Origin of the sequence: Geodermatophilus normandii (genome assembly GCF_003182485.1) — a bacterium.
GTDB classification, from domain to species: domain Bacteria; phylum Actinomycetota; class Actinomycetes; order Mycobacteriales; family Geodermatophilaceae; genus Geodermatophilus; species Geodermatophilus normandii.
Genome location: NZ_QGTX01000001.1, coordinates 2,571,520 through 2,590,180, shown reverse-complemented (window position 1 = coordinate 2,590,180; position 18,661 = coordinate 2,571,520). Strand labels below are relative to the sequence as shown.

18 protein-coding genes and 1 pseudogene are annotated in these 18,661 nt (G+C 77.5%); 11 read left to right on the top strand and 8 right to left on the bottom strand.

Going from position 1 to position 18,661, the window contains the following annotated elements:
- Positions 1-24: 24 nt before the first annotated feature.
- The 3 genes from JD79_RS12720 to JD79_RS12710 are packed head-to-tail and all read right to left on the bottom strand — an operon-like array spanning position 25 to position 3,109.
- The gene (locus tag JD79_RS12720) at positions 25-702 is read right to left on the bottom strand and encodes an alpha/beta hydrolase (RefSeq protein WP_110005809.1); all 678 of its coding nucleotides are present in this window, start codon (positions 700-702) and stop codon (positions 25-27) included.
- A complete protein-coding gene (locus JD79_RS12715; RefSeq protein ID WP_110005808.1) occupies positions 702-1,973 on the bottom strand; it encodes an erythromycin esterase family protein in 1,272 nt (423 codons plus the stop codon). Before JD79_RS12715 ends, JD79_RS12720 begins: the two co-directional genes overlap by 1 nt.
- Positions 1,973-3,109 carry a carboxylate-amine ligase gene (locus JD79_RS12710; RefSeq protein WP_170149184.1) on the bottom strand — a complete coding sequence of 379 codons (1,137 nt, stop codon included), beginning with the start codon at positions 3,107-3,109 and terminating at the stop codon, positions 1,973-1,975. The genes JD79_RS12715 and JD79_RS12710 overlap by 1 nt, the downstream gene beginning before the upstream one ends.
- A gap of 227 nt (positions 3,110-3,336) precedes the next feature.
- Here JD79_RS12710 and JD79_RS12705 point away from each other — a divergent pair, with 227 nt between their 5' ends.
- From JD79_RS12705 to JD79_RS22640, 4 genes are all read left to right on the top strand, one after another.
- Positions 3,337-4,278, top strand: a complete 942-nt coding sequence (locus tag JD79_RS12705) for a S1C family serine protease (protein ID WP_110005806.1) — start codon at positions 3,337-3,339, stop codon at positions 4,276-4,278.
- 86 nt (positions 4,279-4,364) lie between these two features.
- Positions 4,365-5,312: a GGDEF domain-containing protein gene (locus tag JD79_RS12700; protein WP_110005805.1), complete on the top strand. Its 948-nt coding sequence runs from the start codon at positions 4,365-4,367 to the stop codon at positions 5,310-5,312.
- A gap of 148 nt (positions 5,313-5,460) precedes the next feature.
- Positions 5,461-6,321 carry an FAD-dependent oxidoreductase gene (locus JD79_RS12695; RefSeq protein ID WP_110005804.1) on the top strand — a complete coding sequence of 287 codons (861 nt, stop codon included), beginning with the start codon at positions 5,461-5,463 and terminating at the stop codon, positions 6,319-6,321.
- A 282-nt stretch (positions 6,322-6,603) separates the two neighbouring features.
- The gene (locus JD79_RS22640; protein WP_170149183.1) at positions 6,604-6,777 is read left to right on the top strand and encodes a hypothetical protein; all 174 of its coding nucleotides are present in this window, start codon (positions 6,604-6,606) and stop codon (positions 6,775-6,777) included.
- On the opposite strand, the gene JD79_RS12690 is transcribed toward JD79_RS22640, so the two are convergent.
- The gene (locus JD79_RS12690) at positions 6,774-7,580 is read right to left on the bottom strand and encodes an SDR family oxidoreductase (protein WP_110005803.1); all 807 of its coding nucleotides are present in this window, start codon (positions 7,578-7,580) and stop codon (positions 6,774-6,776) included. The two genes, JD79_RS22640 and JD79_RS12690, sit on opposite strands and share 4 nt — an antisense overlap.
- Before the next feature lie 49 nt (positions 7,581-7,629).
- Between JD79_RS12690 and JD79_RS24275 the strand changes: the two genes are divergently transcribed.
- On the top strand, positions 7,630-10,326 hold the full coding sequence (locus tag JD79_RS24275) for a DUF6777 domain-containing protein (RefSeq protein WP_170149182.1): 2,697 nt from the start codon (positions 7,630-7,632) through the stop codon (positions 10,324-10,326).
- 28 nt (positions 10,327-10,354) lie between these two features.
- On the opposite strand, the gene JD79_RS12680 is transcribed toward JD79_RS24275, so the two are convergent.
- Positions 10,355-11,314 carry a helix-turn-helix transcriptional regulator gene (locus JD79_RS12680; RefSeq protein ID WP_110007674.1) on the bottom strand — a complete coding sequence of 320 codons (960 nt, stop codon included), beginning with the start codon at positions 11,312-11,314 and terminating at the stop codon, positions 10,355-10,357.
- 91 nt (positions 11,315-11,405) lie between these two features.
- Here JD79_RS12680 and JD79_RS12675 point away from each other — a divergent pair, with 91 nt between their 5' ends.
- The gene (locus JD79_RS12675; RefSeq protein ID WP_110005801.1) at positions 11,406-11,906 is read left to right on the top strand and encodes a DinB family protein; all 501 of its coding nucleotides are present in this window, start codon (positions 11,406-11,408) and stop codon (positions 11,904-11,906) included.
- A 40-nt stretch (positions 11,907-11,946) separates the two neighbouring features.
- On the opposite strand, the gene JD79_RS12670 is transcribed toward JD79_RS12675, so the two are convergent.
- Entirely contained in the window at positions 11,947-12,843 is an 897-nt protein-coding gene (locus JD79_RS12670; RefSeq protein ID WP_110005800.1) for a hypothetical protein, read from the bottom strand.
- A 131-nt stretch (positions 12,844-12,974) separates the two neighbouring features.
- Here JD79_RS12670 and JD79_RS12665 point away from each other — a divergent pair, with 131 nt between their 5' ends.
- The 3 genes from JD79_RS12665 to JD79_RS22635 all read left to right on the top strand — a co-directional run bounded on the left by JD79_RS12665 (position 12,975) and on the right by JD79_RS22635 (position 15,060).
- Positions 12,975-13,232 (top strand): ubiquitin carboxyl-terminal hydrolase 14, encoded by a 258-nt coding sequence (locus JD79_RS12665; RefSeq protein ID WP_110005799.1) that lies wholly within the window; start codon positions 12,975-12,977, stop codon positions 13,230-13,232.
- Positions 13,232-14,803, top strand: a complete 1,572-nt coding sequence (locus JD79_RS12660) for a Na+/H+ antiporter (RefSeq protein ID WP_170149181.1) — start codon at positions 13,232-13,234, stop codon at positions 14,801-14,803. Before JD79_RS12665 ends, JD79_RS12660 begins: the two co-directional genes overlap by 1 nt.
- 101 nt (positions 14,804-14,904) lie before the next feature.
- Positions 14,905-15,060 (top strand): hypothetical protein, encoded by a 156-nt coding sequence (locus JD79_RS22635; protein WP_170149180.1) that lies wholly within the window; start codon positions 14,905-14,907, stop codon positions 15,058-15,060.
- 3 nt (positions 15,061-15,063) lie between these two features.
- On the opposite strand, the pseudogene JD79_RS12655 reads toward JD79_RS22635, so the two are convergent.
- Positions 15,064-15,297 (bottom strand): annotated as a pseudogene (locus tag JD79_RS12655) (VOC family protein); the annotation flags it as partial.
- A gap of 93 nt (positions 15,298-15,390) precedes the next feature.
- The gene (locus tag JD79_RS12650; RefSeq protein ID WP_110007672.1) at positions 15,391-16,353 is read right to left on the bottom strand and encodes a LysR family transcriptional regulator; all 963 of its coding nucleotides are present in this window, start codon (positions 16,351-16,353) and stop codon (positions 15,391-15,393) included.
- Positions 16,354-16,462: 109 nt separating this feature from the next.
- Here JD79_RS12650 and JD79_RS12645 point away from each other — a divergent pair, with 109 nt between their 5' ends.
- On the top strand, positions 16,463-17,518 hold the full coding sequence (locus JD79_RS12645) for a cyclase family protein (RefSeq protein ID WP_245900063.1): 1,056 nt from the start codon (positions 16,463-16,465) through the stop codon (positions 17,516-17,518).
- Between the two features lie 9 nt (positions 17,519-17,527).
- The gene (locus tag JD79_RS12640; RefSeq protein WP_110005796.1) at positions 17,528-18,658 is read left to right on the top strand and encodes an FAD-dependent oxidoreductase; all 1,131 of its coding nucleotides are present in this window, start codon (positions 17,528-17,530) and stop codon (positions 18,656-18,658) included.
- The last annotated feature ends 3 nt before the right edge of the window (positions 18,659-18,661 follow it).

Here is an 18,661-nt window from a genome sequence, read left to right as displayed (position 1 = left end):
CCCGACCCCTCGGCCCGTCCGGCCTCAGCCGGGCGGGCCGAGCCACGTGTCGAGCGCGGCGGTGACCAGGCCGGGGGTCACCACGTGACCGCCGTCGAACTCGTCGTAGGTGACGTCGTACCCGGCCGCGGCCAGGTCCCGCGACACCCGGCGGCCGCAGCGGTCCACCGGCAGCACCCGGTCGCCGGTGCCGTGGGCTATCCAGACGCGCGGCCGGCCGGTGCGGCCGGGCGGGGCGACGAAGCCCGGCGAGAAGGCCAGCAGCGCCTCGAACAGGTCGCCGTTGGCCAGCCCGAGCGACAGCGCGTAGGAGGCGCCGTCGGAGAAGCCGCCGAGCGCGACCCGGGAGACCGCCGCACCCGACGCCACCTGCTCGAGCGCGGCGTCGAGGACGGCGACGTCGCGCCCGAGCCCGCCGGTCAGCAGGTCCCAGGTGGCGGCGGCCGAAGAGGTCGCGAGGACGGCGACCCCGCGGGCGAGGGCGACGTCCCCTACGGCGGCCAGCGACTGGTGCGCCGTCCCGCCCGCGCCGTGGCAGAACACCAGCAGCGGCCGGGGGCCGGCGTCGCCCCCGGGCACCGCGACCAGCGCCTCCGGGCCGCCCAGGTCCAGCCCCGTCGTGCCCGCCGGGAGCGGCGCGCCGGCGGGCTGCGGACCCGGCCGGGACCCGAGGCGGCCGGCAGCGGCCGCGGGCAGCGCCATCAGACGGCGTGCGCCATCGGCGGCACGTGCTCGTCGGGCCGCTCGAGGTGCAGCGGCCGCAGCGGCGTCGTCTCCTCCAGGTACAGCAGCGCGTCGTACCGCTCGCCGACGACCGTGGGCACGTAGTTCCCCCACCGCTCGCGCTCGGGCCGGTAGACGACGCCGATCGCCCGGTGCCCGAGGCGCGTGTCGAGCCATCCGGGGCGGGTCCCGCGCGGGACGACGACCAGCGCGTCGTGGCCGACCTCGCGGTGCAGGAGGTCCTCCAGGCTGCCCTCGCGGGCCGGCGGCACCGTCATCCGCTCCATCTGCGCTCCCCACTCCCGTCCGGCGATCACCCCGCCCCGGTGGCCGGCGAACCCGACGAGGACGACGTCGTCGGTGCCGTGCCGCTCGCGCAGCAGCTGGCCGAGGTTGGTCATGCCGGCGCCGGCCATGTCGGTGGCCCGGGCGTCACCGACGTGGGTGTTGTGCGCCCAGACCACCGCCTTGGCGCCGCTGTGTGCCACGAGCCGGTCGAGGGTGTCGGCCATGTGGACGTCACGGACGTTCCACGACGCCGCCGAGCCCTCCACCATCGCCCGGTAGTAGCGCTCCGCACCGACGACGACGGCGGCGTTCTGCTGCGCGGCGAAGCGGTCGTCCGGGTCGTCGTCGCCGCCGCGCTCCTCGCACAGCCGGCGGAGCAGGTCGACGACGGTCTCCTCGCAGGCCGCCGGGGCGAACCGCTGGGCGAAGGCGTACTCGGCGCCGTCCTCGCCGAACGGCTCGAAGCAGCGCAGCGCCTGCCGGGCCGCCCCGGCGGAGTCGGGCTCGTGCTCCTCGAGCCAGGCCAGGAGCTCGTGCATCGAGTCCCAGAGGCTGTAGACGTCGAGGCCGGCGAAGCGCACCCGGTCGGCGTCGGGACGGCCGGCGTTCCAGCGGCGCAGCCGGCGGAGGGAGTCGACGACGTCGTCGTTGGCCCACATCCAGGTGGGCCAGCGGGCGATGGCGTCGAGGGCCGACCGCGGGTCCTCGGCCCCACCGGGCCGCAGCCGCACGCTGCGGTCGACGCGGGCGCAGTCGGGCCAGTCCCCCTCGACGGCGACCAGCCCGAAGCCGCGCTCCTCGACCAGGCGGCGGGTCAGTGCCGCTCGCCAGGCGTAGTACTCGTGCGTGCCGTGGCTCGCCTCGCCGATCGCGACCAGACGCGCGTCCCCGATCCGCTCGAGCAGCGGGTCGAGGTCGGCGTCGTCGCGCAGCGGGCGTGCCCGTTCCCCCGAGCCGCTCATCAGGTCCTCCCGGCCGCCCCCTCGCGGACGACCCACTCGGCGACCGCCCGGCGGTCGCCCGTGCGCAGCCAGGTGCTCCGCTGCCGCGCCGCCGAGGTACCCCGCCCGAGCAGGTCCTGCACGCGGGCGGTCACCTCGTCCCACTCCCCCGCTGCGGTGAGGTCCTCCTCCAGCTCGGCCAGCAGCGCGCCCACCGCCTCGCGGGCGCCGACCAGCTCGCCGCGCAGCGGGTCGAACAGCGGGCCGGTGAGCCCGGAACGGGCCGCCCGCCAGCGCGCCGCGCGCAGCAGCTCCGGCCGCAGTTCCGGCACCGGCTCGCCGCGCTGCGCCCGGGCGGCCAGGACCCGCACCAGCGAGCGGACGAGGCCGGCGTGCAGGACGGCGTCGTCGAGGGTGGTGCAGACGTCGGCCAGCCGGAACTCGAGGGTCGGCAGCCGGGCCGAGGGGCGGACGTCCCAGTAGAGGTGCGAGCCGTCCTCCACCACGCCGGAGGCGACCAGCCCCGCGAGGACCCGGCGGTAGCCGTCGGCGTCGCCGAGCGGCTCGGGCGCACCGGCGTGCGGGAACCGCGTCCACCAGAGGGTGCGCCAGGACTCGTAGCCGGTGTCGACGCCGTCGTGGAACGGCGAGCTGCAGGTCATCGCCAGCAGGACCGGGACGTAGGGGCGGGTGCGGTCGAGCACGGCGACCGCGGTGTCGAGATCCGGGATGCCGACGTGCACGTGGCAGCCGCAGATGTCCTGCTGCCGCGCCAGGCCCGCCCACCGGGTGACCATGGCCTCGTAGCGCTCGCCGGGGGTGACCGGCATGGTGTGCCACGAGTTCCACGGGTGCGTCGAGGCTGGCAGCAGCAGGAGCCCGTCCCGCTCGGCCGCGGCGGCGGCCTCGCGGCGGGCGGCGACCAGCTCGGCGCGCACCTGCTCCAGCGACGTGCACACGCCGGTGGCGATCTCCAGCTGCGTGGTGGCGATCTCCGGGTGCACGCGCTGCCCGGCGTCACCGGCGAGCGCGGCGGCGGACGCGCGGGGGCCGGGGGTCATCTCCAGGGTGTCCGGGTCGACGAGGTGGAACTCCTCCTCGACGCCCAGGGTGCGCCCGACCACGGCGCCCTCCGTCTGCAGGCCGTCGATGCGCACGCCCCTCCTCGGTACCGGCCGGTCGCCGGGCAGGCCGACGCTACGGGCGCCGGTTCCGCGGCGCACCTGCTGACCAGCACGCTCGTGCTCTGCCCCCACCTGGGGGCAGAGCACGAGTCTCCGCCGGGCACCCCGTTCGCCCACGGCGTGACGGAGAGGGTGGCGGCGGTGTGCGGCGGGGCGTCCACTGGGCGGTGCAACGGTGTAATCACACGAGGAGGTGCGCCGTGACCCGACCGGACACCGACGCCGCCCTGGACGCCTACAGCCGGGTGGTCACCGCGGTGGCCGCCGACCTCACCCCGCACGTCGCCGCCCTGCAGGTGACCGGCCCCGACGGCCGCTCCGGCGCCGGCTCCGCGGTCGTCGTCCCCGGCGACGGGCTGATGCTCACCAACGCGCACGTCGTCGGGCGGGCGCGCGCCGGCCGCGCGGTGTTCGCCGACGGCAGCGAGGCACCCGTCGAGGTGGTCGGCACCGACCCGCTCTCCGACCTCGCCGTCGTCCGCGCGACCACCGGCGCACCGGAGCCGGCCGCCCTCGGCGACGCCGCGCAGCTGCGGGTCGGCCAGCTCGTCGTCGCCGTCGGCAACCCGCTGGGGCTGGCCGGGTCGGTGACCGCCGGCGTGGTCAGCGGCCTGGGCCGCTCGCTGCCCACCCGGGACGGGCGCACCGCCCGGGTGGTCGAGGACGTCATCCAGACCGACGCGGCGCTCAACCCCGGCAACTCCGGCGGCGCGCTCGCCGACTCGGCCAGCCGGGTGGTCGGCATCAACACCGCCGTGGCCGGGTGGGGGCTCGGGCTGGCCGTGCCGGTCAACGCCACCACCCGCCGCATCGTCGACGCGCTGGTCCGCGACGGGCGGGTGCGGCGCGCCTACCTGGGCCTGGTGAGCAGCCCCGCGCCGCTGCCCGCGGCACTGGCCGAGCGCACCGGCCGGCGGCGGGGGCTGCGCGTGGTCGACGTCGTCGCGGGGTCCCCCGCCGACCGGGCCGGGCTGCGCGCCGGGGACCTGGTGCTCGAGGCGGGGCGCGCGCCCGTGGCGGAGGCGCAGAGCCTGCAGCGGCTGCTCTTCACCGAGGCGATCGGGCGGCCGCTGCCGGTCACGGTGTACCGGCTCGGGGCGATGGTCGACGTCATCGCGGTGCCCACCGAGCTCACCGGCTGATCCCTCCCTCCGAGGGGGACGACGCTCGTCGCGCTCAGGACCGTCCGGATGGGTGACGATGTCGTCCGCGACGGAGGGAGCCACCGGTGCACGGGGACCGCAGGGGCGGGCTGGGCCTGCTCGCGTTGCTGTACGGCTGCGCCGCCGCCATGTGCGCGGCCGGTGCGCTCTGGCCGATGCACCCCCGGACGCCGGTCGTGCTGCTCACGGCGCTCGCTGCCGTCGGCGCCCTCGGGTGCGCGACGCTGTGGCACCTGCGCGACCGCGCGCCCATGGTCCTGGTGCACGCCGCGCTCGCCCTGCTGTCGGTGCTCACCGCGGTGCTCGCCTGGCGCTCGGTCACCGCGGTCGGCGTCGTCGGCCTCGGCCCGGTGCTGGTGGCGCTCGGGGTGCTCGCCGGCCACGTGCTGCCGCCGGCCGCCGCCCGCCTGCAGGTCGCCGGCGGGGTCGCCGTCGTCACCGCGGGAGCGCTCGCCGCGGCGCCCGGCGGCTTCCTCTCCTCGTGGCTGGCCGCCGTCGTCACCGCCGCCGTCCTGACCGAGGCGCAGATCCGGCAGTCCGGCACGCTGCGGCACGCTGCCGGCACCGATCCGCTGACCGGGGTGGCCAACCGCCGGGCCTGGGAGGCCGAGGCGACCGGGCTGCTCGCGCTGGCCTCGCGCACCGGGGAGCCGCTCACCCTCGCGGTGCTCGACCTCGACGGCTTCAAGGCGGTCAACGACACCGCCGGCCACTCCGCCGGCGACGCGCTGCTGCGCTCGCTCGCCACGCAGTGGAGCGCCGAGCTGCGCCGCTCCGACCTGCTCGGCCGCCTGGGCGGGGACGAGTTCGTGCTCTGCCTGCCCGGCACCGACGCCGGGCGCTGCGCCGAGCTGCTGGAGCGCCTGCAGGCCGTCTCGATCTCCCCGTGGTCGGCGGGGACGGCGACCGCCCGCCCCGGCGAGGACCTCGACGCGGTCCTCGCCCGGGCCGATGCCGCCCTCTACCGGGAGAAGTCCGCCCGCCGCTCCGGGCGCCCGACACCGGTCGACTGACCTGCGGCCCCTGGGTCACGTCCCCTCGCCGCTGCGTGGTGACGCGCCCGGTGCCCGTGCGCCGCCCGGGGCGGCACCGGCCCCGCCCCGCCGGGCCGGGAGGAGGCTGCGCGGCACCACGGGGGCCGGTGCGGGGCGAGGAGGCGGGATGGCCTCGGTGGTGGTGTGCGGCGGCGGCGTGGTGGGGCTCGGCGCCGGGATGGTGCTGGCGCGCGACGGGCACGAGGTCACCGTCCTCGAGGCCGATCCCGACGGCGCTCCGACCACCCCGGCCGAGGCCTGGGACGGCTGGCGCCGGACCGGCGTCGCCCAGTTCCGGCAGCCGCACACCGTCTTCCCCCGGTTTCGCGCCGTCGCGGACGAGGAGCTGCCGGGGCTGACGGGCCGGCTCGTGGACGCCGGGTGCGTGGAGGTGGACCGGCTGACCACCATGCCGCCCACGCTGACCGACCGCGCACCGCGGCCGGGGGACGAGCGGCTGCGCGGCCTCACCGGACGCCGGCCGGTGGTCGAGTCGGTCGTGGCCGCCGCGGCCGAGGACACGCCGCGGCTCGCCGTCCGGCGCGGGGTCCGGGTGGCCGGGCTGCTGCCCGGCCCGTCGGCGCGCGAGGGCGTGCCGCACGCGGCCGGGGTCCGGACGACGACGGGCGAGGACGTGCGCGCCGACCCCGTCGTCGACGCGACCGGCCGGCGCACCCCCTCGACGGGCTGGCTGGCGGACCTGGGCGCCCGCCCGCCGGCCGTGCGGTCGCAGGACTCGGGGTTCGTCTACTACACGCGCTACCTCACCGGACCGCGGCGGCCGGTGGGCATCGGCCCGCCGCTGTGCCCGCTGGGCAGCATCTCGGTGCTCACCCTCGACGGCGACAACGACACCTGGTCGGTGACCGTCTTCACGCGCACTGGCTCGACGGCCGGCCCACCGGCGCCGTCCTGCCGATGGCCGGCGGGCTCGACTGCTCCCGGCGCCTCGTGGTCGACGGCCGTCCGGTGGTCACCGGGCTGCTGACCGTCGGCGATGCCTGGGCCTGCTCCAACCCCTCGGCCGGCCGCGGGCTGTCGGTGGGCCTGGTGCACGCCGCGCTGCTGCGCCGGGTGGTCGCCGCGCACCGCGACCGGCCGGCCGAGCTGGCCCTGGCGTGGGACGAGGAGACCGAGGCCACCGTCGGGCCCCTCGTCTCCGAGCAGCGGGTCGAGGACCGGTCCCGGTTGGCCGTCATGGCCGCCGCCCGCGAGGGCCTGCCCCCGCCTCCCCCGCCGCCGGGACTCGGGGCCTTCCTCGCTGGCCGCGATGCAGGACGCCGACCTCTTCCGGGCGATGCTCGAGTACCGGTTGTGCATGGCGCCGCTGGCCGAGCTGCTCGCGCGGCCGGGGGTGCGGGAGCGGGTGGCCGCGGCAGCGCCGGCACCCGAGCCGCGGGTGCCCGGCCCCGACCGCGCCCGCCTCCTGGAGCTGCTCGGCTAGGGGCGGCGCCAGTCGTCGCCGGTCATGTGCGAGCCGGCCATCGGGCCCATCTGCAGCATGCCGCCGTCGACGGCGTAGGAGGAGCCGGTCACGTAGGACGCCTCCGGTGAGGCGAGGAAGGCGACGACGGCGGCGACCTCGTGCGCGCTGCCGGGCCGTCCGACCGGCACGCCCGGCCGCTCGTGGCCGGCCGCGGTCGGGTCCTCGTCCTCCTGGCCGGTCATGGGCGTGGCGATCTCCCCCGGCGCGACGGCGTTGACGGTGATGCCGTGCTCGGCCAGCTCGATCGCCGCCACGCGGGTGAGCAGCCCGAGCCCGCCCTTGGCCGCGCAGTAGGCGGCCGCGCCCACCCGCGGCTGGTGCTCGTGGACGCTGGTGACGTTCACGATCCGCCCGCCGCGCCCGGCGTCGACCATCCGGCGGGCGGCGCGCTGCAGGCAGAGGAACGCCGCGTCGAGGTCGGTGGCCAGCACCTCGCGCCAGGTCTCGTAGTCGGTGTCCAGGATCGGCGTGGAGTGCCCGGTGCCGGCGTCGTTGACGAGGACGTCGACGCCGCCGAGCGCCTCGGCCAGCTCGTCGACGACGTCGGCCGCCTGCGGCAACCGCGTGAGGTCGACGTGCCGCACCTCCGCGCGCCGTCCCGCGGCCCGCACCTCCTCCGCCGTCGCCCGGGCGTGTGCCTCGTCGCGGTACCAGGTGATGCCGACGTCGCACCCCTGCTGCGCGAGGGCCACGGCCACCGCCCGCCCGATCCCCGACTCCGACCCGGTGACGACCGCGACGCGGCCCGCTGACTCCGTCATGCCCCCATGCTGGGGTCGGGCACCGGGCTGCGCCGGGTGGCGCCTCACCGTGCGCGATCCGGTCGCGACCGACCGGTGTGCCGTCCCGCGCGTCGCGGAACGGGCCGCGCAGGCCGCCGGATCGGCGCGAACACTCGAGGAGCCGACGCAGCCACCCGTCGGCCCCTGCTCCCACGGGGAGGCGCTCCTGCCCCTCCAGACCTTCGGCCCCTACGAGCTGGACGAGCTGCTCGGCCGCGGGCGCACGGGCGAGGTCCACCGCGCCTGGGACACCGCCCGCCACCGGACCGTCGCCCTGCGGATCCTGCTGCCCGCACTCACCGGCGACGCGCGGTTCCGTTCCCGGTTCCTCGCCGACTGCGCGCGCGCCGCGCAGGTCGAGGAGGAGCACGTCGCCGCCGTCCACGGGGCCGGCGAGATCGACGGCCGGCTGTACGTGGACGGGCAGCTGGTCGACGGGCGGGCCCTGTCCGCGGTGCTCGCCGCCGAGGGGCCGCTCCCGGTGGACCGGGCCCTCGACGTGGTGGGCCAGGTCGCGGCCGCGCTCGACGCCGCGCACGCCGCCGGTCTCGTGCACGGCGACGTCTCGCCGGCCGACGTGCTGCTCTCCGGGCACAGCACCCGACCGGACTGCCACCTGACCGGTTTCGGTCTCGCCGGGGCCGGCGGCGGCCCCCGCTACGTCGCTCCCGAGACCCTGGCCGGCCGGCCCGCCGACCACCTCGTCGACGTCCACGCGCTGGCCTGCCTGCTGTACGAGGTGCTCACCGGGCGACCGCCCCTGCGCGGCGAGCCGCCGCGTCCCTCCGCGGTGGTCGGCTCCGTCCCGCACCCGCTCGACGACGTCGTGGCGCGGGGCACGGCCCAGGACCCCGGCCGGCGGTACCGGAGCGCCGGGGAACTGGCGCGGGCCGCCCGCGCGGCGCTCGTGCCGGCGCCGGACACCGTTCCGCTCCGCTCGGCGCCACCGGCACCGCCGTCCGGCGGTGCGGGTGGGTCGGGGGCGGTCGCGGGCGCAGCGGGTGCGTCCGACACCGGGCGGCACCGCCTGCCGGCGACGGGGGCGCGGTCCGGGCGCCGCCGGAGACTGGTGGCCGCCCTGGTGGCAGGTGGGCTCGCCCTGGCCACGGCGGGTGGGGTGGCCGCGACACAGCTGACGTCGGACGCCTCCGACGCGACGGTGGCGACCCCGGTCGACCTCGAGCCCGTCGACGCCCCCGGCGAGGACCCCTTCGTCCCGATGCCGGGGCAGGTGCCGCCGGAGGCCGCCGATCCCGCGCCGGCGACCGGCGGGTCCGGCACGGGAACGGACGGCACGGGAACGGACGGCACGGGGACGGACGGCACGGGGACGGACGGCACGGGAACGGACGGCACGGGGACGAACGGCACGGGAACGGACGGCACGGGAACGGACGGCACCGGGACGGACGGCACGGGGACGGACGGCACGGGGACGGAGCCGGCCACCCCGGACGGGGACACCGCCGGCGAGGACACCGCCGGCGAGGACACCGCCGGCGAGGACACCGCCGGCGAGGACACCGCCGGCGAGGACACCGCCGGCGAGGACACCGCCGGCGAGGACACCGCCGGCGAGACGACCCCGGCCGCCGGCGGCCCGGTGGCGGGCGACCAACCCGGCCTCTACGGCGGCAGCGGGGAGGAGGTCTGCGACGTCGCGGCCATGACCGCGTACCTGACCGGGCACCCCGACCGGGCCGCGGCGTGGGCCGGCGTGCAGGACGTCGCCACGGACGCGATCGGCGACCACCTCGCGTCGCTGACCCCCGTCGTCCTGCGATTCGACACGGCCGTCACCAACCACGGGTTCTCCGACGGCCGGGCGGTCCCCTTCCAGTCGGTGCTGCAGGCCGGGACCGCGGTGCTGGTCGACGACTCGGGCGTCCCGCAGGTCCGCTGTGCGTGCGGCAACCCGCTCGCGCCGCCCGCGTCCCGGCCCTCCCCCGACTACCGGGGCGACCCGTGGCCGGGGTTCGCGCCGGCCACGGTCGTGGTGGTCGAGCGCAGCCCGGCGCCCGTGTCCGCGCTCGTCGTCGTCGACGAGGCGACCGGCGCCGTCGAGGCGCGGCCCGTGGGCACCTCGGGTGACGCCGACCGGCCGGTCGACCCCGGACTGGCGGAGCGTGCCCGCGCGTTCGGCAGCGAGCGGGGCACGACCCCGCCGGGCAGCGGCACCCCGTCCGCCGTCCCGCCGGCCACCGATCCCGGACAGACCGGACCGGCCGCTCCGGATCCGCCCCCGGCGGACGGGCCGGCCGGTACCGAGGAGCCCCCGACCGACGCCGGGACCGCGCCGCAGGAGGCCGAGGGGGAGCCCGGGGGGACGAGCACGCCCGACCCGGGGTCGGGGACGAGCGGCCCCCCGGACCAGGACCCGCCGAGCCCGGACGTCCCGGAGCCCGACGGCGCGCCCCCCGACGACGGGACCGCCGGCGAGGCACCGGCGGAGGAGGCACCGGCAGAGGAGGCACCGGCGGAAGAGGCACCGGCGGAAGAGGCACCGCCCCAGGAAGCGCCGCCTCCGGAGGAGCCCGCCCCGGGAGCCCCGGCGCAGGAGGCCCCCCTTCCGGAGGACCCGGCCCCGGAGGCACCGGTCGACGAGCAGACGGTCGAGGAGCAGCCGGTCGAGGAGCCCACGGAGCAGGAGGCGCCGGTCGAGGACGCGCCGGTCGAGGACGCGCCCGTCGACCAGCTCCCTCCCGAGGAGACGGCCATCCCGTGACCCGCGGCCGCGCGGGGCTCCCGGACGCTCAGGGCGAGCCGGCGGCCGCGTACCGGGCGGCGAGGTCGCGCAGGTGGTCCTTGAGCTCCGGCGGGCTCAGCACCGAGAACGGTGCCCCGGTCAGGCCGAGCGCCGCGGCCGCCCAGTCCAGGTCGTCGGCCTCGATCCGCACCCGGCAGCCGGCTCCGTCGCCGGTCACCGTGGCCCACGGGCCGATCCGGTCGCGCACCCGCTGCGCGGGCGCGGCCACCACCGCGTCCACCACGAGCCGGCCCCACGCACCCCCGACCCGCTCCCGCACGTACGCCGCGGCGTCGTCGGCCGGGAACCGGCGCGGCGCGAAGACGGCGCCGGTACCGCGCGGGGAGTCGAGCCGGTCGAGGCGGAACACCCGCCAGTCGCCGCGGTCGAGGTCCCAGCCGACGAGGTACCAGCGGCGGCCCAGCGCCACCAGCCGGTGCGGCTCCACGGTGCGCTCGGTGCGCTCCCGGCCGGGCGGGGTGTAGCCGAAGGCGGTCCGCTCGGCGTCGCGGCAGGCCAGCGCCACGGTCGTCAGGACGGCGGGGTCGACGGCGGTCGCGGCCGTCACCGGGCCCCAGCCGGAGACGGTCGCGCCGCGCAGCGCCTCGACCCGCCGCCGCAGCCGCGCGGGCATCACCTGCACGACCTTGGCCAGCGCCCGCACCGAGGTCTCCGCCATGCCCGCCACCGCCGACCCGGCCGCGGACTGCAGCCCGAGGGCGAGCGCCACCGCCTCGTCGTCGTCGAGGACCAGCGGCGGCAGCGCGGCCCCCGGCGCGAGGGCGTACCCGCCGTCGAGGCCGCGGGAGGCCTCCACCGGGTAGCCGAGCCCCCGCAGCCGGTCGACGTCGCGCCGCAGCGTCCGCACCGAGACGCCGAGCCGATCGGCGAGGTCGGCGCCGGACCAGTGGCGGCGTGCCTGCAGCAGCGACAGCAGACGCAGGGTCCGGGCACCGGGATCGCTCACGGTCACATCCTGACCGACACAGCGGTCAGGATCTGTCCGCTTCGCCCGGGAGCATGGTCCTCACCAGCCCGAACGACCCCCGGAGGACACCGTGACCGCTCCCACCCTGACCGCCGAGCGCGCCGACCTGCTCGAGACGCTCGCCGCGCACCGGAACTTCCTGCGCGTCACCGTGCAGGGGCTGGCCACCGAGCAGGCCACCCGGCGCACCACCGCGAGCGAGCTCACGCTCGCCGGCATCGTCAAGCACGTGGCCGCGACCGAGGCGTCGTGGGCCGACTTCGTGGTCCGCGGGACCGCGGCGCTGGAGCAGTCGCCGGAGGAGTGGGGCGAGCAGTGGGCGCTGCGGCCCGGCGAGACGCTGGAGTCGGTCCTCGAGCACTACGACGACGTCGCCGCCCGCACCGACGAGCTGGTCCGCACCGTCGACCTCGACACCGCCCACCCGCTGCCCGAGGCCCCGTGGTTCACCCCGGGCGCGGTGCGCTCGGCCCGCCGGGTGTTCCTGCACGTCGTCGCGGAGACCGCCCAGCACGCCGGGCACGCCGACATCCTGCGGGAGTCGCTCGACGGCCAGAAGACGATGGGCTGAGCGGCCGGTCAGGTCTCCAGCGGCGCCTGCTCGAGCTCGGTCACGCGGGCGGCGGCGCGGTCGCGGTCGTCGGCCGCCCGCTCCGCCGCCCGGTCGGCCGCCGACGAGCGCCGGGCGGCCCGGGCGGCCTCCGCCTCCGCGGTCGCGGCCTGCGCGCGCACGCGCTCGAGCTCGGCGGCCAGTTCCTCGGCGCGGGCGGCGAGCTCCTCCGACCGGTGGGCGGCCCGTCCGGCGCGCTCGGCGGCGACCCGGGCGGCCTCCTCCGCCTCCGCGGCGGCCCGGAGCGCCTCGCCGGCCTCCTCGCGCGCGACGGCGAGCTCGCGCTCCCGGCGCTCCTGCGCGGCGCGCCGCCGCTCCTCCGCCGCGCGGCGGGCGGCCTCCTCCCGCCCGGTGTCCCGGGCCGGGGGGCCGGGGCCGTGCGCCCGGGACGCGGCGGCGGCACCACCCGCAGGTCGGGGCGGCTGCCGAACCCCAGGCCGCGGGTGGACAGCGGCGCGGTGAGCCGGCCGGCCAGCAGCGCCTCGCCGGCGTCCGGGTCGGCCAGCGCGGCCCGCAGCGTCTCCTCCACCTGGTCGGCGACGGCGTCGCTGAGCGGGTGACCCCGCCGCGCGGCGACCGCCCGGGCCTGGCGGGTGAGCGCCGAGAGCAGCCGGGAGCGCTGGGTGCCCAGCTGCCGCAGCTCGTCGCCGGCCAGCGTCTGCTGGGCCTCGCGCAGCAGGTCGCCGAGCTCGACGAGACCGGCGATCTCGTCGGGCGCCTCCTGCACCAGCGCGTTGCAGGCCCAGGCCGCGGTCGAGGGCTTGCCGAGCGCGCCGATCTCCCGGGCGAGCGCGCGGTCCCCCGCGGCGCGGGCCCGGCGCGCCGCCTCGGTGCGGGCGGCGACGAAGCCCTCGGGCGGCAGGGCGTACAGCTGCCCGGCGACCTCCTCGAGGTCCACGGCACCTCCTCCCGCTCGCGCGCTCGCCGCCGACCCTGCCACGGGAAGACCGCACCGGCCGGAGGACGTTGCCGCCCCCGTCACGCGGGTGGTCGACTCCCGGTGAACGAGTGCGACGAAGGGGGACCGCGATGACGACCTGCGGGCACCTGGACCAGATCCAGGACGTGACGGCGGACTCGACCGAGGGCTGCACCGACTGCCTGGCCATCGGCAGCCGGTGGGTGCACCTGCGGATGTGCCTGTCCTGCGGGCACGTGGCGTGCTGCGACTCCTCCCCCAACCGGCACGCCTCCGCGCACGCCGGGGCCGACGGGCACCCGATCATGCGGTCGGTCGAGCCGGGCGAGGACTGGCGCTGGTGCTACGTGGACCAGGCGCTGGTCTGATGGAGCTGCCGCTCGTCGCCCTGCTCGCCGGGTCCTTCGCCGTCAGCGCGCTGGCCCGGCGGCTGGGGGTCTCCCCGCCCCTGCTGCTGGTCCTGGTGGGGCTGGCCGTGTCGGCCGTGCCCGGCGTCCCGGACTACGCGCTGGACCCCGAGCTGATCCTCACGCTGGTCCTGCCTCCGCTGCTGTACTCGGCGGCGCTGGACAGCTCCTACCTGCGGCTGCGGGCCAACCTGCGGCCGATCGGCATGCTCGCCGTCGGGGCGGTGCTGCTGACGACGGTCGCCGTCGGCCTGGCCGCCTGGTGGCTCGTGCCCGGCCTGCCGCTGGTGTCGGCGCTGGTGCTCGGCGCCGTCGTCGCCCCGCCGGACGCCGTCGCGGCCACCGCCGTGGGCCGCCAGCTCGGCCTGCCGCGCAAGGTGATGACCATCCTGGGCGGGGAGAGCCTGGTCAACGACGCGACGGCGCTGACGGCCTACCGGGTCGCGGTGGCCGTCGCCGCGGGGGCCGGGTACGGCATCGCGGAGGGGCTCGGCGTCTTCGTGCTCGCCGCCGTCGGCGGCGCGGCGATCGGCTGGGCGCTGGGCTGGCTGGTGCACCGCCTGCGGCGGCTGCTGCACGACGGCGTCCTGGAGAGCGCCCTCGGGCTGCTGGTGCCCTTCGTCGGCTTCGTCGTCGCCGAGGAGGTGCACGCCTCCGGCGTCCTCGCCGTGGTGCTGGCCGGCCTCTACCTGGGGCACCGCTCCCCGGCCGCGCACCCGGTGGCCCGGATCCAGGACCGCGCGGTGTGGCAGGCGGCCGACACCGTGCTCGAGGCGACGGTGTTCGCGCTCATCGGCCTGCAGCTGACCGCGGTGGTCCGCGGCGTCGGCCCGGCGGTGGGCACGCTGACGGCGGTCGGCCTGCTGCTGGTGCTCGTGGCGCTCCTCGCCCGGGTGGCGTTCGTCTTCCCCACCACCTACCTGCGCCCGCTCGCCCGCCGCCGGCCGGACTGGACGTCGCCGTCGTGGCGGCACGCCGCGGTCGTCTCCTGGGCGGGGATGCGCGGGGTGGTCTCGCTGGCCGCGGCGGCAGGCATCCCGCTGACCACGATGTCCGGTGACCCCTTCCCCGGCCGCGACGAGGTCGTCTTCCTGACGTTCGTGGTCACGGTCGGCACGCTGCTGCTGCACGGGCTGACGCTGCCCACCCTGATCCGGCGGCTCGGCGTGCAGGGCTCGGAGGAGGCCGCCGACGCCCTCGCCGAGGCGCAGGCGCAGAACGACGCCGGCCGGGCCGCCGTCGCCCGGCTCGACGACCTCGACGACGGCGACCCGCTGCACGCCGCCACCGTGGCCGAGCTGCGCCAGCGCATGGAGGCGCGTACCAACGCGGCGTGGGAGCGGCTCGGCGGGCCGATCGCCGGGGGCGGCGAGACGCCGAGCGCGGTCTACCGGCGGCTGCGCCGCGCGATGCTCGAGGCCGAGCGCGAGGTGTTCGTGCGGTACCGCGACCAGCGGCGCATCGACGACGAGGTGTTCCGGCGGGTCCAGCACGAGATGGACCTGGAGGAGGTCACGCTGCTGCGCGAGTGAGCGGGTGCGCCGACGCCGCGTCCCGGGGGCCGGAACGCGGCCTCGGCGCACCCGCTCGGCCCTAGGCTGGCCGCACTGTCCCGCGACGTCCGGAGGTCCCCGTGCTGCTGCGTCTGCTCGGCCTGCTGCTGGTCGTCTGGATCGTCGTGACCGTCATCGGATGGGTGGTGGAGGGCCTGTTCTGGCTGGTCGTCGTCGGCCTGGCCGCCTTCCTCGTCACCGCCGCGATCGGTGCCCGCAGGGGCATCCGCCGCTGACCCTCAGCCGGCCACGCGGGACCGGCTGCTGAGGACGAACCGGTTGCCGTCGGGGTCGGCGAACACCGCCTGCCGGCCCCACGCCTCGGTGTGCAGCCGCCCCTCGAAGGGCACGCCCGCACCGGCGAGCCGCGCGTACTCCGCGTCGACGTCGTCGACCTCGAACACCAGGCCGTGCAGCGAGCCCGGCGGCGTCCTGGTCGCTGACGGGGACGGAGACGACGGTGACGTCCACGGGGACCTCCTGGTGCGGGACCGGGCCCCCGGTCCAGCGGAACCGGCGACCGCCGGTCCAGGGGTGGGACACGACGGTCCCTGCCGGAGCGGGGATCACGTCTCCCGGGGAGCGGTATCGACCAGGTCGATGCCCTCCCGCGCGCCCGGGGAGACGGCGAGCTCCGCGGCCCGCGAGACGACGTCGCGCAGGTAGCGGTGCTCGGGGTCGTCGTCGTAGACCGGGTGCCACCACATCGCCTCGACCAGCGGGCCGGCCTCGAACGGCGGCGGCAGCGCGCGGATGCCCGACCCCAGCGGCAGCAGGTCGACCAGCCGGCGCTGCAGCAGGGAGATCCGGCCGCTGCCGGCGACCAGCGCGGGCACGGTCAGGAAGCTCTCGTTGACCACCTGAACGCGCGGCTCGATGCCGAGCTGGCGCATCTGGCGCGCGGCCGGCGTCGACGCGGTCTGCCCGTGGTAGGTGGCCACCCACGGCAGCTCCTCGAGGTCCTCCACCGTCAGCCCGCGCTCGGCCACCGGGTTGTCGGCGGCGACCACGCACACCCACTCGTCCCGGTAGAGGTCGCGGTGGGAGAGGTCGGTGACGAACCCGTGCGGCAGCAGCAGCAGGTCGGCCGACAGCAGCACCTGGTGGGCGGTGTCGACCATCGCCGGCGAGTGCGGGGTCAGCCGGAGCCGGGTGTGCGGCGCCTCCTCGGCGAGCAGGCCGGCGATGGTGTCGCCGAGGACGACGACCACGTAGTCGCTGACCAGCACGGAGAACTCGCGGGTCGACGACGTCGGGTCGAACCCCGGCTGCGCCGTGAACACCCGCTCGACGCCGGACAGCGCCACCCGCACCAGCTCGCGCAGCTGCACGGCCAGCGGGGTGAGCCGGTAGTCGTTGCCGACCCGGGTGAGCAGCTCGTCGCCGAAGTGCCGGCGCAGCCGCGCCAGCGACGCCGACAGCGCCGGCTGCGACAGCCCCATCTGCGCCGCGGCGCGCGTGACGCTGCGCTGCTGGAGCAGGGCGTCGAGGGACACGAGCAGGTTGAGGTCCAGGCTCGCGAGGTTCACGGTCCCGACGGTATCGGCGCCGTCGATGCCCACCATCAGAGATCTCGTCTTCCCCACCCGCGGGGGTGTGCCGGACCGTGGTCCGCGTCACGACGAAGGAGACGCGACCGTGCCCGACCCCACCGTGCCCGACCGCACCGTGCCCGACCGCACCGTGCCCGACCGCACCTGGACCGACCCCGCCGAGCTCGACCGCGGCGACCCCGAGGGGGCCATCGCCGCGGCCGCGAAGCGCTGCTCGAACTGGGGCCGCTGGGGTGCCGACGACGTGCTCGGCACGCTCAACTTCCTCGACGACGCCAAGCGTGCCGAGGGTGCCCGGCTCGTCCGCCGCGGCGCGAGCTTCTCGCTGTCGCAGCGCTTCGACGCCGACGGCCCGCAGAAGGGCTGGCGCCGGCGCACCAACCCGGTGCACACGATGCTCGACACCGGCACCGACGCCGAGCGCGGCGTGCAGGGCTTCCCGCACGGCATCGGCGGCGCCGACGACGTGATCGCCATGCCGCTGCAGGCCTCCACCCAGTGGGACGGCCTCGGGCACATCTTCGACCACGGCAACGCCTGGAACGGCCGCCGCGCCGGCGACGTCGTCACCAGCCTCGGCGACGCCGTCACCGGCATCGAGACCGCCGCCGACCGGATCGCCGGCCGGGGCGTGCTGCTCGACGTCGGCCGGGCGCTGGGCACCGACGGCGAGCTGCCCGACGGCTTCGCCATCACCCCCGCCCACCTCGAGGCCACCATCGCCGCGCAGGGCGACACCGCCCGGGTGGGCCGCGGCGACCTGCTGCTGGTGCGCACCGGCCAGCTCACCCGCGCCCGCCGCTCGGTGGCCGCCGGTCAGGGCTGGGGCGACTACGCCGGCGGCCCCGCCCCCGGCCTGAGCTTCACCACCGCCGACTGGCTGCACGCCACCGAGATCGCCGGCGTCGCCACCGACACCTGGGGCTTCGAGGTGCGGCCCAACGAGTTCGACGTCGCCTTCCAGCCGTTGCACCAGGTCTGCATCCCCAACATCGGCCTGTTCCTCGGCGAGCTGTGGGACCTCGACGCGCTGGCCGCCGACTGCGCGGCCGACGGCGTCTGGGAGTTCTTCCTCGCCGCCGCTCCCCTGCCCGTGACCGGCGCCGTCGGCGCCCCGGTCAACCCGATCGCCGTCAAGTAGGAGGCCGCCGTGCCCGCCGTCAACAGCGTGCTCGTGGTCGGGGCCGGCCTCGCCGGTTCCGCCACCGCCATCCGCCTGGCCGAGGCCGGCGTCGCCGTCGACCTGGTCGAGATCAAGCCCGACACCGCGGCCCTCGGCTCCGGGATCACCCTGCAGGGCAACGCGCTGCGCGAGCTGCGCACCCTCGGCGTCTGGGAGCAGCTGCAGGCCGCCGGCTACGCCTTCGACGTCACCGGCATCCGGGCGCCCGACCCGAACGGGACCGTCGTCGCGGAGGTCCCCGACGCCCGCACCGGCGGCCCGGACCTGCCGGCCGTCATGGGAATGCCGCGCCCGGAGCTCGCCCGGATCCTCACCGACCGCGCCGCCGAGGTCGGCGTCAAGGTGCGCTGCGGGACGACGCACACCGCCCTCGCGCAGGACGCCACCGGCGTGGACGTGACCTTCGCCGACGGCTCGACCGGCCGCTACGACCTCGTCGTCGGCGCCGACGGGCTGCGCTCCTGGACCCGCCGGGCCATCGGCGTGGAGCTGGAGACCAAGCCGGTCGGCATGGGCATCTGGCGCGCGTTCGGCCCGCGGCCGGCCAGCGTCACGCGCACCGACCTGTACTACGGCGGGCCCTCGTTCATCGCCGGCTACTGCCCGACCAGCGAGGACTCCCTCTACGCCTACATCGTCGAGCCGGCGCAGGACCGCTCCACACTCACCCCCGAGGAGCAGCTGGCCACGATGAAGGAGCTCGCCGCGGCCTACCACGGGCCGTGGGACGAGATCCGCGAGCAGCTCACCGACCCGTCCCGGGTGAACTACACCTGGTTCGAGACGCACGTGCTGCCGGCGCCGTGGAACCGCGGCCGCGTCGTCCTGATCGGCGACGCCGCGCACACCTGCCCGCCGACCATCGCGCAGGGCGGGGCGATGGCACTGGAGGACGCCGCCGTCCTCACCGACCTGCTGCTCACCCGCGACGCGCTCGACCAGGACCTGTGGGACGCCTTCCACGCCCGCCGGTTCGAGCGCGCGCGGACCGTCGTCGACGCCTCCAACCAGCTCGCCCAGTGGCAGCTCGAGCACGTGCAGGGCGACATCCCGGGGCTCATGCGCTCCATCGCCCAGCTCGTCTCCCAGCCCGCCTGAGAG